The sequence below is a fragment of the Eubacterium sp. An11 genome, from assembly GCF_002161065.1.
GTDB classification, from domain to species: domain Bacteria; phylum Bacillota; class Clostridia; order Lachnospirales; family Lachnospiraceae; genus Anaerobutyricum; species Anaerobutyricum faecale.
Map to the genome: position 1 here is coordinate 50,772 of NZ_NFLV01000010.1, position 16,604 is coordinate 67,375.

13 protein-coding genes are annotated in these 16,604 nt (G+C 46.8%); 7 read left to right on the plus strand and 6 right to left on the minus strand.

All coding sequences use genetic code 11. The features are described 5' to 3' along the window. Position 1: 1 nt before the first annotated feature. The 3 genes from B5E53_RS09470 to B5E53_RS09480 form a co-directional block, all read right to left on the minus strand. Positions 2–901 (minus strand): DUF6017 domain-containing protein, encoded by a 900-nt coding sequence (locus B5E53_RS09470; protein ID WP_087314392.1) that lies wholly within the window; start codon positions 899–901, stop codon positions 2–4. Positions 902–1,172: 271 nt separating this feature from the next. Continuing rightward, positions 1,173–1,376, minus strand: a complete 204-nt coding sequence (locus tag B5E53_RS09475; protein ID WP_087235317.1) for a helix-turn-helix domain-containing protein — start codon at positions 1,374–1,376, stop codon at positions 1,173–1,175. Between the two features lie 370 nt (positions 1,377–1,746). Beyond that, positions 1,747–3,435, minus strand: a complete 1,689-nt coding sequence (locus B5E53_RS09480; RefSeq protein ID WP_087314394.1) for a carbon starvation protein A — start codon at positions 3,433–3,435, stop codon at positions 1,747–1,749. Between the two features lie 852 nt (positions 3,436–4,287). On the opposite strand from B5E53_RS09480, the gene B5E53_RS09490 reads away from it, so the two are divergent. Continuing rightward, the gene (locus B5E53_RS09490) at positions 4,288–6,450 is read left to right on the plus strand and encodes a SulP family inorganic anion transporter (protein WP_140401474.1); all 2,163 of its coding nucleotides are present in this window, start codon (positions 4,288–4,290) and stop codon (positions 6,448–6,450) included. Positions 6,451–6,584: 134 nt separating this feature from the next. After that, complete coding sequence (gene putP / locus B5E53_RS09495) at positions 6,585–8,135, plus strand: sodium/proline symporter PutP (RefSeq protein ID WP_087314399.1); 1,551 nt, start codon at positions 6,585–6,587, stop codon at positions 8,133–8,135. 86 nt (positions 8,136–8,221) lie between these two features. Here putP and B5E53_RS09500 read toward each other — a convergent pair whose 3' ends face one another. Continuing rightward, complete coding sequence (locus B5E53_RS09500; RefSeq protein ID WP_162611881.1) at positions 8,222–8,779, minus strand: putative ABC transporter permease; 558 nt, start codon at positions 8,777–8,779, stop codon at positions 8,222–8,224. Between the two features lie 313 nt (positions 8,780–9,092). Here B5E53_RS09500 and B5E53_RS09505 point away from each other — a divergent pair, with 313 nt between their 5' ends. The 4 genes from B5E53_RS09505 (at position 9,093) to serS (ending at position 12,920) form a co-directional block, all read left to right on the plus strand. After that, entirely contained in the window at positions 9,093–9,689 is a 597-nt protein-coding gene (locus tag B5E53_RS09505; RefSeq protein WP_087314403.1) for a shikimate kinase, read from the plus strand. Positions 9,690–9,697: 8 nt separating this feature from the next. Then, positions 9,698–10,534 (plus strand): type I 3-dehydroquinate dehydratase, encoded by an 837-nt coding sequence (gene aroD / locus B5E53_RS09510; protein WP_343215628.1) that lies wholly within the window; start codon positions 9,698–9,700, stop codon positions 10,532–10,534. A 117-nt stretch (positions 10,535–10,651) separates the two neighbouring features. Continuing rightward, on the plus strand, positions 10,652–11,566 hold the full coding sequence (locus B5E53_RS09515) for a diacylglycerol kinase family protein (protein ID WP_087314405.1): 915 nt from the start codon (positions 10,652–10,654) through the stop codon (positions 11,564–11,566). 64 nt (positions 11,567–11,630) lie between these two features. Continuing rightward, a complete protein-coding gene (gene serS, locus B5E53_RS09520) occupies positions 11,631–12,920 on the plus strand; it encodes a serine--tRNA ligase (RefSeq protein WP_087314407.1) in 1,290 nt (429 codons plus the stop codon). Positions 12,921–12,990: 70 nt separating this feature from the next. On the opposite strand, the gene B5E53_RS09525 is transcribed toward serS, so the two are convergent. Together B5E53_RS09525 and trmB are read right to left on the minus strand one after the other, a co-directional pair. Then, positions 12,991–13,611, minus strand: coding sequence for a flavodoxin family protein (locus tag B5E53_RS09525; RefSeq protein WP_087314409.1), 621 nt, complete (start codon positions 13,609–13,611; stop codon positions 12,991–12,993). A gap of 147 nt (positions 13,612–13,758) precedes the next feature. Then, positions 13,759–14,400: a tRNA (guanosine(46)-N7)-methyltransferase TrmB gene (trmB, locus tag B5E53_RS09530; protein WP_087314411.1), complete on the minus strand. Its 642-nt coding sequence runs from the start codon at positions 14,398–14,400 to the stop codon at positions 13,759–13,761. Between the two features lie 254 nt (positions 14,401–14,654). Here trmB and B5E53_RS09535 point away from each other — a divergent pair, with 254 nt between their 5' ends. Then, a complete protein-coding gene (locus B5E53_RS09535; protein WP_087314413.1) occupies positions 14,655–16,340 on the plus strand; it encodes a D-alanyl-D-alanine carboxypeptidase family protein in 1,686 nt (561 codons plus the stop codon). Positions 16,341–16,604: the final 264 nt, after the last annotated feature.

Here is a 16,604-nt window from a genome sequence, read left to right on the forward strand (position 1 = left end):
ATCACCTCCGTTCTCCGCTGCCGTACATATCGTGGCTCACCAGGGAAGTGTAGTAGCTGTCAATGGTGGCCGGAGCGTTATACAGGGCAGCCAGCAGATATTTCTTGATGTTACGGACATAGGTGGTGTTCTCCCGCATACGGTCCAGCACATACTCGATGTGGGAACTGTTCAGCTTCAGGAACCGGGATTTGACCACCTCTGCCGGATAGTCGTCCCCGGCAATGCGGATCATCTCCCGGTGGGAGCAGACCGTGTCCACCATGAGCTCCACCAGTTCATCCAGACGGTCACGGTCCAGGCGCTCATTCTGTACGAGGATGTCATACTCGATGTTCTCCAAAATCAATTCCCGATAGCTCTCTCGCTCCCGCATCCAATCCCGTCCGGCCCTATCCGAGCCCCTGGGGGTTTGGGGGCTTGATAGGATAGGATTTGATCCTTCCGTACTTGATAAATCTTTTTTTGATTTATCTTTACTTGATTCTTTAGTATTTAATTGTGCGGGGTTTTCCTGTTCAGGGTCTCCCAAGACAGGGGAAGCCTGTTCAGGATTATCCAAGACTGGATTTTCCCGTTCAGGTTTTCCCGGTTTAGGTTCCGGCGGTCTGGGCTGCTCCAGGATTGTGTACTCGATGGCGCCGAGCTGACCGTTTGCGTTGCGGACCCGCTGGCGGATCACATAGCCGTGTTCCTCCAGCTCCCGCACCCCGGCGCAGATGCTGTCAACACCATCTTTGCAGATCCGAGCCAGCCCCTTGGTGGTATAGTCCCATTCCTCCGGCAAGGAGAGCATGAGGGAGAGGAGGCCCTTCGCTTTCAGCGAGAGCGACTTGTCCCTCAGGTGGTGGTTGGACATCACCGTATAATCACGGGTTTTCTCAATGCGGAATACCGCCATGTTGGATACCTCCTTCCTTCGGTTTTGAAAAGTGTTCGTTTCGGCGGATTTTCGCCCCTGTATCACCACCCCGCCTCCCATGAGGGAAAGAATATGGGCGGTTTCGCTTTCGCCGCCCACAGGCGAAAAAACAGGGGATTTTCCACCCGTATTCATACAGTTTCATGCACCCTTGGCAGGGCATAAAAAAACGCCACAGGTTTGTGTAACCTATGGCGTTCCCCGGCAGATGGCCGGTCTGTATTCAGTTGTTCCCTTAAATTTGGGGGACTTACTCCTCGTTCTCCTCCATCCCCAACCAATCCTCAAAAGATTTTCTGGAAATGCGGATCATGTTTCCAATCCGGATCGTCTGAAACTCGCCGGAGTTTGCGAGCTTATAGGCAGAGGATTTTCCAATGCCGAGAATAGCGGCGATGTCCTCCACGGTGTAGGTTCTGTTTTTCGGCGTCTGCTTTCCGCCCGATGCACTCATAATCTGCCTCCTGTTTCTTGTCGGCATTTTGCCCATACCTGCCCGGTTTCCCTGATGGGAAAGGCCCTGTCAGACACCATCCCTGCTAAGAATTTGCTAATTTGACTTTCTGAACGCCCCGTCACGAGACGGCATCACAGGGATTTTTGTGCAGATTGACCAGTAACCAGGCAATACAATTTCGGATAAAACAACAAGGCAAATTATGAAACGAACGATGTACCAAGCGGCACGCCATACTCCTAAGCGAGGGGTCGGAGGTTCAAATCCTCTCGGGGACGTCAGAAAAACCGCTGTCAATCCATTCAAGGACTTGACAGCGGTTTGCTTTTTATCAATATAAAATATCGTTCAAAATATTTTTTCAGGATCAGGCGTTTACTTTTTTCCTGATCAGTTCTTTTCCGGAAGTAACTACGATGGTGACTCCCAGGATCATTAACAGGATCGCTATGATAAGCTGCAGTCCTTCCACCATAAATACGCCGGTTCCTGCGCTGAATGCCTGAACGAGGGAGATTGTTCTCTGGATCAGTGCCGTAAATGTAACACAGAGCATGATGACAAATGGTGGGATCAGTGTCCGCATTTCTCTTCCTGTGACCTTCAGGAAAACACAGAGTGTGATCAGAACGAGGGCGCTCAGCAGCTGGTTGGCGCTTCCGAACAGAGGCCAGATATTGGAATAGCCGACCTGTGTGAGAATGTATCCGAAAACCAGTGTGATCAATGTTGCAAAATATTTATTGCATAATACTTTTCTCCAGGTCTCGGCGTGTTCCATATCATCCACGCTGAAAAGTTCCTGGAAAGACATACGGCCGATACGGGCAACGGAATCCAGTGTTGTAAAAGCAAGAGCGGATACACACATGGTCATGAAACTCTGAGCCACATAAACGGGAATTCCAAACATTTCAAGAAAACCGGCCACTCCGGATGAAAAGATCTGGAATGGAGTACCCGCTGCGGCTGTTCCGTCTGCGCTGGCTGCTGCTCCTGCCACGCAAAGGGCAATGACTGCCAGAAGACTTTCCAGAACCATGGCGCCGTATCCGACCTTCAGCATATCTTTCTCATTCGATATGGTTTTTGATGAAGTACCGGAAGATACCAGACTGTGGAAACCGGATACTGCACCGCAGGCAACGGTCACAAACAGGATCGGGAACAGGCTTCCCAGATTGTCATTGTAAAAACCAGTGTATGCCGGCAGATTCATGGAAGGATGCGCAAAGATTAATCCCAGCACAGCGCCTGCAATCATACCCACAAACATAAAGGTAGACATATAATCTCTTGGCTGCATCAAAAACCACATAGGAAGAACAGCAGCCAGGAAGATATAAATAAAAGCAATGTAAATCCATGCTTCTTTTCCTAAAATTACCGGCATGGACATACCAAGGACAAAGGCAAGTATTGTACAGGCCAGTCCTAACACAACTTCCTTCCATCCGCTGAATTTGGCTTTTTTCTGAATCAGTCCAAAGACAGCGGCAAAAAGAATAAAGAATAAGGAGATACTGCCGGCAGCTCCATTGACAGTGGCGCTTTCTGAAAGAGTCTTCACACCGTCTGTCACAACATACGCATTAAATGTGTCGGCAACCATATCTGCAAAAGCGGCCATGACGATCAAAGTAAACAGCCAGCAAAATCCGAGGAACAGTTTACGGCCGGCTTTGCCGATATATTTTTCAATGAGAAGTCCCATGGATTTACCGTCATTTTTGACGCTGGCATATAACGCGCCAAAGTCCGTCACGGCTCCAAAGAAGATTCCGCCCAGGATAATCCAGAGAAGAACAGGAAGCCATCCGAAAGCTGCCGCCTGAATAGCTCCGGTGACAGGGCCGGCTCCTGCGATGGATGAAAATTGATGGGCGAATACGGTCCATCCGTCTGTTGGAACATAATCCTGACCATCGTTATGAACGACGGCAGGTGTTTTTGCCTTTGGGTCGATTCCCCATTTCTTTGCCAGCCAGCGTCCGTACAGTACATACGCTGCACAGAGGCAAACGGCGGCGATCAATACAATTACCAGTGTGTTCATTTTTTTCACTCTCCTACCTGTCTAAATGAATCTGAAACTAAATTGTCAAGGTCTTTCAGCTGAAAAATAAATTGAAAAGAAGACAGGAAAGAATCCTGCAAAGCAGATTCTCCGCCTGCGGCGGGTCGCGAAAGCGACATCTTCCTATCCGCCGCAGTGCGATCCTCGCGGAGCGTTTTTTATTTCATAGGAAATTGCCTATGAAATAAAAAAAACGCCCTCTTACAGATTACTCTGTGAGAAGACGAAGAATTCTTGCTGCTCCGCGGTACCACTTCTATTACCGGAAAACGGTCTCTTGACTCTGTCGGCCGGTATATATGCTTCCATGTATGTATATCATGTTATATACGCCGGATTAACAGGCTTCCTGGTAACGGTGGAACGCCGGTCAGAATTACTCCTCAAAATATTATGTATGGAAATCGATATTCGTTGTTTCACTCTGACTGCTCGCAGGGGATAACTTTTCACAGGTGCTGTTTCTTCTCACCGGCCAGAAACTCTCTGAAAACACCATTTGCAAAAAGCCGTGTCCTGTTCTGTGCAATAGCTTCTGTTCAATTTCACATCCCATTATATTCTCAAATTTGTGGTTGTCAAGAAAAATTTTATATTCTTTGCAAAATAAAGTAATCATTGCTGCTGCCTTAGAAATAAAAAGAAATTCCGGAAATGCATGGTCGAAACGTTATGATGATCTAAAACAGGCGGTGCATTGACACTGATATTTTGTGTGTGATAAATTTAAAATGTTCTGTCAGAAAATGAGAGCATATGAAAAGATGCCAATAAGAACAGATAAAAAATAAGACAGATTAAAAAATGTAACAGAGAAAGGGAAGAACGAATATGAAAATAAGATTATTTCCCACGCTTAGGAATTATAAGAAAGAATATCTGGCGAAAGATATATTTTCCGGAATTATCATTGCCGCGGTGTCCATACCGATATCCATGGGATATGCGCAGATTGCGGGACTTCCGGCGGTTTACGGTTTATACGGTTCCGTACTGCCGATCATCTTTTTTGCTCTGTTTTCCACATCAAGGCAATTTATATTTGGTGTGGATGCAGCGCCGGCGGCTATCGTGGGAGCGGCGCTTTCCACCTTCGGAATCGCATATGAGAGCAGTGCGGCCATGAACTATGTGCCGTTTATCGCATTGTTTGCGGGACTATGGCTTTTGTTGTTTTATCTGCTCCATGCGGACAGAATTGTCGACTTTATTTCCACGCCGGTGATGGGAGGTTTTATCAGCGGAATTGCGGTGACAATTATTCTAATGCAGATACCAAAAATTCTTGGGAGTCCGGCAGGCGTGGGCGAGCTTCCGGAATTGATCCATCACATGGCGGAGGCGTGCAGTCATATCAACGGGGTGTCCGTTGTGCTGGGTGTTTCCTCTCTGGCGGTGCTTCTTCTTGGAAAGAAGTTCATACCGAAGTTTCCCATGTCCGTGGCTGTCATGGCAGCGGGAGCCGCGCTGACGCTGCTGGTACATATTCAGGATTACGGGGTTGTCCTTTTGGATCAGGTGGAGACAGGACTTCCGGGGCTGTTTCTGCCGGATCTTTCTCAGGTAGATCTCATTCAGGCAGCGGGAAGAGGACTGATGGTCGCTGTGGTCATTATGGCAGAAACGCTTCTCAGTGAGAATAATTTTGCCGGGAAAAACGGTTACCGTCTGGATGACAGGCAGGAGATCCTCGCATGCGCAGCGGGAAATATCGCCGCTGCCGCTGTGGGATGCTGCCCGGTCAATGGAAGTATTTCCAGAACATCCATGAATGAGCAGTATGGAGGAAAAACGCAGGCTGTCTCTGTCACAGCAGGTCTTGTCATGGCAGTTATTCTGCTGTGTGCTACCGGCTTTATCGGATATCTTCCCGTACCGGTCCTGACTGCTATTGTGATATCCGCTCTGCTTAATATCGTGGAAGTTCACCTGGCAGTCCGTCTGTTTAAGGTGAGCAGACAGGAGTTTTTTATCTTTATTGCCGCCTGCGCGACGGTGCTGCTTCTGGGAACGATCTACGGTGTAGTGGCGGGAATCCTTCTTTCCTTTATTGCGGTAATCATAAAAGCCACAAATCCGCCGAGATGTTTTCTGGGAGTGATCCCGGGGAAAAAGGATTTCTATGATCTGGGAAAGAATCATTTTTCCCGTCCGGTGAAAGATGTGCTGATCTATCGTTTCAATGAGAACTTATTTTTTGCCAACATTAAGATCCTGCAAAATGATATTGAGGACAGTATCAGAGAGAGTACCAGGGCGGTCATCATTGACGCCGGCGCTGTAAACAGCCTGGATGTTACCGCGGCCGACGGTCTTGGCGATCTGGCGGAGAAATTAAAGAAAAAGAATATCCGGTTTTATATTACCGAACATTCAGAAAATGTAAATGAACAGATGAGAAAGCTGGGAATTGGTCATCTGATCACAGAGGGAGCGGTGCGCCGGACGATCCTTGCGGCTCTTCATGATCTGGGGATGAGAGAGCCCTTCCCGATGGAGAGTTTCGGTGACAAGAGAGATGAAGTTTATCAGAAAAAATATTATGCTCTGACGCCGGAAGAAGAGAATACTCTTGAGGAGTTTGCCTGGGCTTTTGGCACCGATGCGGTCCGGGAAATTGAGAAGTTTGTCAAATATGTGGTGAAGCAGATCCATGGAATATCGGACATTGAGAAGCTTTCTGAAGCAGGATTGGATGAAAAGTTAAATTACTGGCATTCCCTGGGACCTCTGGATGAAGATGAACTGCTGCGGAGACTGGAACTTCATATAGATGAATTTCCGCCGGAAGTGAAAGAGAAGAGTTCTCTGGTGGTCAGCCTCATTGAGAGAAGAAGACGTATCCTGAGGGATGAACTGTTAAGAGAGCATCCGAATGTGCAGGAACATCTGGATGAAAAACAGGCGATCCTGGAGCGGAGACTGAAAAAGCAGAATCCGGAAGGCGTCCGCAGACTGCATGAACTGGAAGAGGATGTTCAAAACAGAGGATGATAGTAACAGTAATCTTACCGGAAACTTTGGTATGATGCTGTGAAAACGCATAAAAACCAGGCTGAATCTTGAAAATCACAGTGGCTTCTGCTATACTGAAAAATATTTTTGTATATAGGAGGATGAGAAAGAGTATGAATGATACCATGCAGATTATGATCACCATGGTTCTCTATATGCTGATCGTCATTGGAATCGGTCTGGCCTTTGCCAAGAGAGCAAACCAGAGTTCTGAAGATTATTTCCTCGGCGGCCGGACACTGGGACCATGGGTAACTGCCATGAGTGCAGAAGCTTCGGATATGTCCGGATGGCTTCTCATGGGACTGCCGGGAGTGGCGTACTGGTGTGGAATTGCCGACGCCGCCTGGACAGCCATCGGACTGGCAGTGGGAACTTACATTAACTGGCTGATCACATCCAAACGGCTACGCCGTTACAGTGAGAAGGCCAACGCTATCACATTGCCGGAGTTTTTCTCCAATCGTTTTCATGAGGACAAGAAGATTATCATGACAATTTCCGCGCTGTTTATTTTGATTTTCTTTACAGTATATGCGGCAAGCTGTCTGGTAACCTGCGGTAAATTATTCTCAACTTTATTTGGTTTTGATTATGTGCCGATGATGATCGTCGGAGCGGTTTTTGTGCTGGTGTATACGATCATCGGCGGATTCCTGGCGGAGAGTGCCTCTGACTTCATGCAGGCCGTTGTGATGATCGTGGCTCTGGTCGTCATTGTCGTTACAGGTACAGTGGCAGCCGGAGGTCTGGGAGCGGTCATCACCAATGCACAGTCCATTCCGGGATTCCTTGATTTCTTTGGAATTGCAACACCGGTGGTATCTGATGGGGTACAGCAGGTGGTAAATGGCGCTCCGGCCTTTGGCGAAGCGGGCAGCTACAGCATCCTGACTATTCTGTCCAGTCTGGCGTGGGGCCTTGGATATTTTGGTATGCCTCAGGTATTATTGAGATTTATGGCCATCAGAAAGGAAGATGAACTGAAAATGTCCCGCCGTATCGCGACGGTGTGGGTGCTTGTCTCCCTGATCATCTCCGTATTCATCGGTATCATGGGACGAAGCCTGTTCCCGACAGCACTGACAACAGAAGCCACCTCGGAGAATGTATTTATTCTTCTGGCAACCAATTTGCTGCCGCCGCTGCTGGCCGGTCTGGTGATGGCAGGTATTCTGGCTGCGACCATCAGCTCATCAGATTCCTATCTGCTGATTGCCGCGTCTGCCTTCTCAAAAAATATTTATCAGGGACTGTTACATAAAAAAGCCAGCGATAAAGAAGTATTATGGATTTCACGTATCACCCTGCTCTTAGTTACGGTGATCGCTATTTTCATCGCCATGGATGAGGACAGCGTGATCTTTACCATCGTAAGTTTTGCCTGGGCAGGATTCGGTGCGACCTTTGGACCGCTGATGCTACTTTCCCTCTTCTGGAAACGGATCAACCGTGCCGGAGCCATCGCGGGAATGATCAGCGGAGGATGTATGGTATTTATCTGGAACCTTCTCATCCGCCCGCTGGGAGGTATCTGGGATATCTATGAGCTGCTTCCGGCTTTCCTGATTTCCTGTGTATGCATCGTGGTGGTTTCCCTGCTCACGGCGCCGCCTACGGAAGAAATGCAGAGAGAATTTGAAGAAGTCCGTGCAGGAAAATAATAACTGAAGAATAAAAATATGCTCCCCTTACGGCTGACAAATGTACTGTCATCGTAAGAAGGAGCATATTTTATTTTAATATGGATTTAAAAAAGCAGCAGATGCAGAAAATCAACCAGAAGGATTGCACCAATGATTCCTCCGGTTAAGATCACCGTCTTTCCGGACAGCTTCTTCACGCCTTTTTCAAAGAGCGGCTGCAAAAGATAAAGAATCACCATGCCGCCGATACCGAACCGGATGCTTGGGTTTAAGGCAATCCGTCCCTGGAAGTTGGCAAAATAGTCGGAATAATCCCACATCCATCCACCCTGGGTGGCTTCCATGATATAACTGCCGATCAGCTCCACGACGGTGGCGATGAAGATGATAGCGAAAAACACCAGCAGCGGAGTGAGATTTAATTTTTTTGTGCCAATGCGTCTGGATTTCAGATCCTTCAAAAGAATCAGAAAAATCAGAGCTCCGAACCCGTAAATCACACAGTAGGGACCGAAGAGAGCGCCTCTGTTGGAAAATCCCCACCGGTAGATAAAGACTTCCAGCACAACCTCATAAATCCATCCGAGAACGGAATATAAAAAGAAATAGATGAGGTATTCAAAAAAGACTTCTAAAGATAAATTCCTGTGCATTTTTTTCATATGTAATCTCCCGTATTCCTTGATATCGCCGTCCGCTTTCCCAATACAACATATTGCCGGAGGACAGCGTACTACAAAGAGACTATATCGGAAAAGCATTACCGTTTTATCAACGGAGTATTAAGTTTTATAGGAAATAAATGAAAAAAGTGTCCCAAAAATGTACCGGTGGTGAAAGAAGAAGAGAAGAATAGAAAATATAGCCTGCGGGATTTGTCAGACAACCGCGTGATTTCGTTGCGAATAAAAGGTTATCTGTGATAAAATACCACCGTGACAAAAAGAATATATGAGATCATAAAAAGGAGACACCATGAACGAGTGTGAATTATTAAGAAAAGAATTTCTGGGTGACGCAGAGAATCCGGAGATTTCTCTTTTTCCTTATAATATTGTCCTCATTGGTTTTATGGGCGCCGGGAAAAGCACTATTGCCGGCATGATGCACGAAGCATTTTCCATGGAAGTCATTGAGATGGATCAGGTGATCGCAGATCAGCAGGGGATGAGCATACCGGAGATTTTTGAAAAATATGGGGAAGAGTATTTCCGGGATCTGGAGACGAATCTTCTGATTGATATGCAGGCCCGCCAAAATGTGATCATTTCCTGCGGAGGAGGAGTTGCCCTCAGGGAAAGAAATGTAAAGGAAATGAAGAGAAATGGGAAGGTTGTCTTCCTGACTGCATCTCCGGAAACGATTCTTGAGAGAGTGAGGGATGATGACGACCGCCCGTTATTGAACGGACATAAAAATGTAGAATACATTTCCCGGATGATGGAGACAAGAAGACCAAAGTATGAAGCGGCAGCGGATTTTATCATTTCTACTGATGGAAAGTCATCCTATGATATCTGCCGGGAGATAGTATCGGAACTTCAAAGAGCATCAAAAACACAGACGGAGTGATGAGAAAAATGATACATCCAGTAACAGTGAGAAAGATAAAGATTGGTGAAGGCATGCCGAAAATCTGTGTGCCCGTTGTGGGTGTGACAGAAGAAGAGATTTTGTCAGAGGCCAGAAACGCAGTGACATTTCCTGTGGATCTGGTGGAATGGCGGGGAGACTGGTTTGCGGATATTGCGCAGCCGGAACCGGTGAAACGAGTACTGGCCGGACTTCGGGAGATTCTTGGAGAGATACCTCTGCTTTTTACCTTCCGCACCGCCGGAGAGGGAGGCCAGCGGGAGATTGACGTGTCAGATTATGAAGCGCTCAACGGCATGGTCATCGGGACGGGATATGCCGATATGGTTGACGTGGAGTTTTTTATGGGACAAACGGAAAAGGAGATGATTTCCGGAAACGGAGAAAGCCACGATGGGAATGGCAATCATAGAAGCGTTCCCGGTAAAACAGTCCGTAATCTCATTGACGAGGCGCATGCCCATGATGTGAAAGTCATTGCCTCCAATCATGATTTTGAAAAAACACCGCGGAAAGATGCAATCATCAGCAGACTAAGGAGCATGCAGGATGCCGGGGCCGATATTGCCAAGATTGCGGTGATGCCTCAGAATAAAGCTGATGTCCTGGAGCTGCTCTGTGCTACGGAGGAAATGTACCGGCTTTATGGGCAGATACCGCTGATTACCATGTCCATGGCCGGTGACGGACTGATCAGCCGGATGTGCGGAGAAGTATTCGGGTCGGCCGTGACATTTGGCAGTGCGGGAAAGGCATCCGCACCGGGACAGATTGCTGCCGGAGAGCTGAGAAACGTTCTCAATATCCTCCATGATAATCTTTGAGAAGAACTGGTAAAGATGAAGTAAAGCACTTGTGCATACTATTAGATAATGATAGAATTGTGATATCTCAATCATGGCAGTATGCAGTTATTGCCGAATCTTATAGGAGGGATGACTATGAAAGGGTTGTTTATTATTAATCCATCATCCGGAAGGCAGAATTTTCATGACAAAATAAAAGAGATTGCGGGCAATCTGATCATGGATCAGATTTGCAACACCATAGATGTTTTTTATACACAGAAACAGGACGACGCTCTTGATAAAGCAGCGGGGCTGAAAAAAGGAGAATATGATTTTGTCGTTGCCGTTGGAGGTGATGGAACATTAAATGAGGTCATTAACGGAATCATCCTCAGCGAAAGTGATATTCCGGTGGCAGTGATTTCTGCGGGAACGGTCAATGACTTTGCAAACTATCTGAAATTGCCGCAGACACCGAAAGAGTTTTGTGAGATGATTCAGGAGTTTCATCTCAAAAGGGTGGATGCCGGCAGGGTGAACCACAGGTATTTTATCAACGTGGTGGCCGCCGGTCTGCTGTCTGATATTGGTTTTAAAGTTGCAAAAGATAAGAAGGCTGCCATGGGTAAGCTGGCGTACTATCTGGAAGGTGCCATGGATCTTCCGAAACAGTTTGGAAGAACCTTAAAGCTTAGATTTACTTCTGAAGAAAAGAGTCTCGAAGAAGAGATTCTTCTTTTTATGGTCGCAAACAGTCAGAGTGTCGGAGGTTTTCGGGAGATTGCTCCGCTGGCATCCACCTCGGACGGCAAGTTTGATGTGATCATCATTAAGAAAATGGATATTTTTCAGGTAACGCCGTTGCTTTTATCTATTTTGCAGGGAGATCATGTGAATCATCCGGCAGTGGAATATTTCCAGACAAATTACCTGAAGATTGAAAATGTGGATGACCAGGAGATAAATGTGGATTATGACGGCGAACAGCTCATGGACAGTTTTCCGCTGGAGCTGGAATTGATTCCAAAGGCGGTACAGATTGTGATTCCGCCGCATAAAGAGCAATAAAACTTGCAAATCACCGGGGAATAGACTATTATAATACATGAAAATTTACCCTCTGGAGGAACGTATGTTAGATTTAAAATTTGTTAGAGAAAATCCGGAAATCGTTAAACAGAATATAAGAAATAAGTTTCAGGATGAGAAACTGCCGCTGGTAGATGAAGTGATCGATCTTGATGTGAAGAGAAGACAGACACAGCAGGAGGCCGATGAGTTAAGAGCCAGCAGAAAGAAGATTTCCAAACAGATTGGCGCGCTGATGGCGCAGGGCAAAAAAGAAGAAGCAGAAGAAGTTAAGAAGCAGGTAACAAAGAACGCGGAGCGTCTGGCAGAGCTGGAAGCACAGGAAGCGGAGATCGGCGAGAAAGTGACTTCTATCATGATGCGGATTCCAAATATCATCGATCCGAGCGTTCCGATCGGAAAAGATGACAGTGAGAATGTGGAAGTGCAGAGATACGGCGAACCGGTGGTTCCGGACTTTGAGGTTCCATATCACACAGATATCATGGAAAGCTTTGATGGAATTGACCTTGACAGTGCGAGAAAGGTTGCCGGCAACGGTTTCTATTATCTCATGGGCGATATCGCCAGATTACATTCCGCTGTGATTTCCTATGCCCGTGATTTTATGATTGACAGAGGATTTACCTACTGTGTGCCTCCGTTCATGATCCGCAGCAATGTGGTTACAGGCGTTATGAGTTTTGCAGAGATGGACGCTATGATGTATAAGATTGAGGGAGAAGATCTGTACCTCATCGGAACCAGTGAGCATTCCATGATCGGAAAGTTCATTGATACAGTATTACCGGAAGATACCCTTCCGAGAACGCTGACTTCCTATTCTCCATGTTTCAGAAAAGAAAAGGGAGCGCACGGCATCGAGGAGAGAGGTGTATACCGGATCCATCAGTTTGAGAAGCAGGAGATGATCGTTGTCTGCAAGCCGGAGGAGAGCCCAATGTGGTTTGATAAACTGTGGCAGAACACCGTAGATTTATTCCGCTCTCTGGATATCCCGGTACGTACTCTGGAATGTTGTTCCGGAGACCTGGCGGATCTTAAAGTGAAGTCCGTGGATGTGGAAGCATGGTCCCCGCGTCAGAAGAAATATTTCGAGGTGGGAAGCTGTTCCAACTTAGGAGACGCACAGGCCAGAAGATTAAAGATCCGTGTGGTGGGAGAAAACGGCAAATACTTTGCGCATACCCTCAATAACACAGTGGTTGCTCCGCCTCGTATGCTTATCGCATTCCTGGAGAATAATCTTAACGCAGATGGAACTGTCAGCATTCCTGAAGTGCTTCGTCCGTACATGGGCGGCAAGGCAGTGCTGGAGCCGAAAAATAAATAAGACTAAAAAAGGAATCCTGTTGCCGGGATTCCTTTTTTTGCGTTAAGATCCATGATCTGATTAAAATCTGTTATCCGATAAAGTTTGTATAGATATGTTCAGATTCCTGTTTTGGCATACCATATTTTTCTTTGCCAAGGGCAATGCTCTTCATGAGGAATGCCATGTTTCTGGCCAGAACACGCATGGTCTGTAATCCTTCGATGTCCTGCGAAGCATCACCCGGTTTCCGGCCGTGAACGCTGTTCCAGTACTGGCTGGATGCCACCGGCATGCCGGAGATGGTAAAATATTTATTAAGTTCGTCATAGGTTGCAGAACATCCGCCGCGTCTTGCCACAGCAACGCTTGCTCCAACCTTCATGCTCTTGTCAAAGCCGGTGCTGTAGAACAGGCGGTCAAGACAGGCAACGAGAGTGGCATTGGCAGAAGCAAAGTATACCGGGCTGGCAACTACAAGGCCGTCGGCGGCTTCAAACTTCGAAGCCAGTTCATTTACCACATCATCGAACACACACTGTCCCTTGGTGGCGCAGGTATTGCAGGCGATGCAGCCTCTGACATCTTCATTGCCAATCTGTACAGTTTCCACTTCGATTCCCTCTTCCCGGAAAGTCTTTTCCATTTCCTGTAAAGCGATGGATGTATTTCCTCCTTTGCGGGGACTTCCGTTGATCATTAATACTTTCATGTTCATACCTCCCGAATTCCGGCGGCAGCGCTTTCATCCGTCCGCCTATGTTTGCTTTATGTGGTAAAGGGTGGATGTATAGATGTGTATACATGTCCTGAAAATGTATTGTACACCTGAAAAGTGGGAATTGCAATATAAGCCCCTTTATTTTGCCCGGTGAATCACCATCTTGCAGATAGGATTGCCAAGATTTACAAATTTTTCTTCATATTCTGTCATTACATTTCCGTCAAGATATTCGCTGTGATGAAGATCAAAGGTGGCGTAATCAAGAATCCAGCCGGCTTCCTTCACCTCTTCCAGGGAGAAATCAAAGAGCCCCCTGTTATCTGTCTTAAAAATGACTTTGCCGTCGTCGGCAAGAATCTCATCATAGCGGGCGAGAAACTGCCGGGAAGTGAGACGCCGTTTGGCATGCCGGTCTTTTGGCCACGGATCGGAAAAGTTCAGATAGATTTCTGCCACCTCTCCTTTGTCAAAGTACTGGGTAATATACTCCGCGTCCATTCGCAGAAAATGTATGTTAGGCAGAGGTTCTTCTTCCATTTTTTCCAGGGCGCGCACCAGGACGCTGGAATATTTTTCAATTCCGATATAATGAATGTCCGGGTGAAGCTTTGCCATTTCCATGAGAAAGCGGCCTTTTCCCATACCGATCTCCAGATGAATCGGTTTGTCGTCCTGAAAGAATTCTTTCCATTTACCTTTATTATTCTCTGCGTTTTTTAAAACATATTCATTTTCAGCAATTTGTTCTCTCGAACCTTTTACATTTCTTAATCGCATGATGAACCTCACATTCGCATAAATATAGATATATATCAGACAGGGAAACAGATGGTATACTAAAAAATGAATCCATAAGAGTCCCCGGTCCGGGTTTTATGAAAACCTGCTTTATACATCCTACTCGAAAAGTAACATTTTTGCAATTTTTTTTTACTTGATTAGTACAAAATGATAGTATAAAATAAAAAAATATACGCACGATACTTAAAATGTAATGTTTTAGAAAATCTAACCACAAGGAGATCTTACATATGAAACGACTATTTGCTTTAATAATGGCTTTATCCATGAGCTGCTATGTCTGTCTTCCCGCACAGGCACAGTATTCTTTCCAGGAAGATACATCGATGGAAGCTGCTTCTGAGAGCACCACTGGCAGCGAAAAGACCGCAGGGGATGAGGTATCTTCTGAGGCGGAGAATACAGGCCGTGCGGAAGAAGAAAATACAGCTGCGTCTGATGTCGGCGGAGAAACCGGCGGGGAGGAAGGCAGCACCGATGATAACGCCGAAGCCAGCGCGGCAGCTTATGGAATCGAGGATCTGAAAGGAGCTCCGGATATCACCGCAGATTCGGCTATTCTCATGGATGCGGCTTCCGGTGCCGTTCTGTATGGAAAAGATGAGAATTCCAAGCAGTATCCGGCCAGTATCACAAAGGTCATGACAGCCCTCTTAGCCATAGAGAACTGTTCCATGGATGATATTGTTACCTTCTCCAATGAAGCGGTCAACGGTATTGAGCCGGGAAGCAGCAGCGCGGGAATCAATGTGGGCGCTCAGCTTACGGTAAGAGATACTTTATATGCGCTCATGCTGGTTTCAGCCAATGAGGCGGCCGCCGCTCTGGCAGAACACATTTCCGGCTCTGATGAGGCGTTTGCTGATCTGATGAACCAGAGGGCAGCGGAACTGGGGTGTACCGGGACACATTTTACCAATCCCCACGGGCTTCCGGATGAAGACCACTACACCACAGCCCATGATATGGCTCTGATTCTTCAGCAGGCCATGAAATATCAGGATTTCCGTACCATCGCTGAAGCAGAGAGCTACACTCTGAAGAAGAGTGATACATTGACAGATACACTGGAATTGTGGAATCATTCCAAGATTATCCGCGAGAACAGCGATTATTATTATAAGTATGCGGAAGGTTCCAAGCCGGGATATACCATGGCAGCTCACAACACTCTGGTCACCTATGCCAAAAAGGATGGGGTGGAGCTGATCTGTGTGATTCTCAAAGATTATGGAGCCGACAATAGTTATTATGACACTACCGATTTATTTGAATGGGGATTTGACCAGGTGAAAGCTCTCACGCCGCTTTCTTCCTTTGATCTGAACGCGGCCCTCACCGCGGATTCGGATATCCCGGCAGATAAGATCACCAATATCCAGAGGCTGGGATGTACCTTCCCGTCAGATTATTATATTCTTGTGAAGAAAGATTTTGATGATTCCGCTCTGACCACATCCTTTGTGCTGGATGAGGACATTCACACGGGAAGGATCGGATATATTAATATTTCCGCGGGAGATACGGTGATAGGCTCGGCGCCGGTCACTTATGATTTAAACAGTGAGGCGGCGCAGAGTTATGTCAGCAATGGAAGCGCCGATGATAATCTGGAAACCGCTCCGGTGGATGAGGGGCGTATGACTCCCAGCAAGGTCTTTAATTATATCGTCCGTGTCATTGTAGTTATCATCATCCTGGCTATCATTATCAGCTTTATCCGGAGAAGACAGGCGGAGAAAAGAAGACAGCAGAGAATGCTTGAGAGAAAGAAAAAGAAAGCGTCTTCCAATACAAGAAGCGGCGGAACCGCCGGGACAGGAAGAAGTTCTTCAACTTCCTCATCCAGAACCCGCAGCGGATCTTCCACATCCTCCGGAAACAAAAGAAACAGAAGAACAGGAAAGAGAAAATAAAAAAGACAGCAAAAGAGCTTCCGGCATATGAGGTGCCGGAAGTTTTTTTATTTCAGTGCGCCTGGCGGCGGATAGGAAGATGCCGCTTTCGCGACCCGCCGCAGGCGGAGAATCCTGCTTTGCAGGATTCTTTCTTAACTGCATGCTGCTGATTATGAAAGAAAATAAATGGATGTATTGAAAGGGATCAGAGTGCTTATACCCGAAACTAATAAATGGACAACAAAAAAACACCGTCCCCAATGGCTTCCCCATCAAAAACAG

Coding starts and splice junctions, on each gene's coding strand:
- B5E53_RS09505 (WP_087314403.1), top strand. CDS start 9,093: ATGAACGAGTGTGAATTATTAAGAAAAGAATTTCTGGGTGACGCAGAG.
- putP (WP_087314399.1), top strand. CDS start 6,585: ATGAATGATACCATGCAGATTATGATCACCATGGTTCTCTATATGCTG.
- B5E53_RS09500 (WP_162611881.1), bottom strand. CDS start 8,779: ATGAAAAAAATGCACAGGAATTTATCTTTAGAAGTCTTTTTTGAATAC.
- serS (WP_087314407.1), top strand. CDS start 11,631: ATGTTAGATTTAAAATTTGTTAGAGAAAATCCGGAAATCGTTAAACAG.
- B5E53_RS09525 (WP_087314409.1), bottom strand. CDS start 13,611: ATGAAAGTATTAATGATCAACGGAAGTCCCCGCAAAGGAGGAAATACA.
- aroD (WP_343215628.1), top strand. CDS start 9,698: ATGATACATCCAGTAACAGTGAGAAAGATAAAGATTGGTGAAGGCATG.
- B5E53_RS09480 (WP_087314394.1), bottom strand. CDS start 3,435: ATGAACACACTGGTAATTGTATTGATCGCCGCCGTTTGCCTCTGTGCA.
- B5E53_RS09470 (WP_087314392.1), bottom strand. CDS start 901: ATGGCGGTATTCCGCATTGAGAAAACCCGTGATTATACGGTGATGTCC.
- trmB (WP_087314411.1), bottom strand. CDS start 14,400: ATGCGATTAAGAAATGTAAAAGGTTCGAGAGAACAAATTGCTGAAAAT.
- B5E53_RS09475 (WP_087235317.1), bottom strand. CDS start 1,376: ATGAGTGCATCGGGCGGAAAGCAGACGCCGAAAAACAGAACCTACACC.
- B5E53_RS09535 (WP_087314413.1), top strand. CDS start 14,655: ATGAAACGACTATTTGCTTTAATAATGGCTTTATCCATGAGCTGCTAT.
- B5E53_RS09490 (WP_140401474.1), top strand. CDS start 4,288: ATGAAAATAAGATTATTTCCCACGCTTAGGAATTATAAGAAAGAATAT.
- B5E53_RS09515 (WP_087314405.1), top strand. CDS start 10,652: ATGAAAGGGTTGTTTATTATTAATCCATCATCCGGAAGGCAGAATTTT.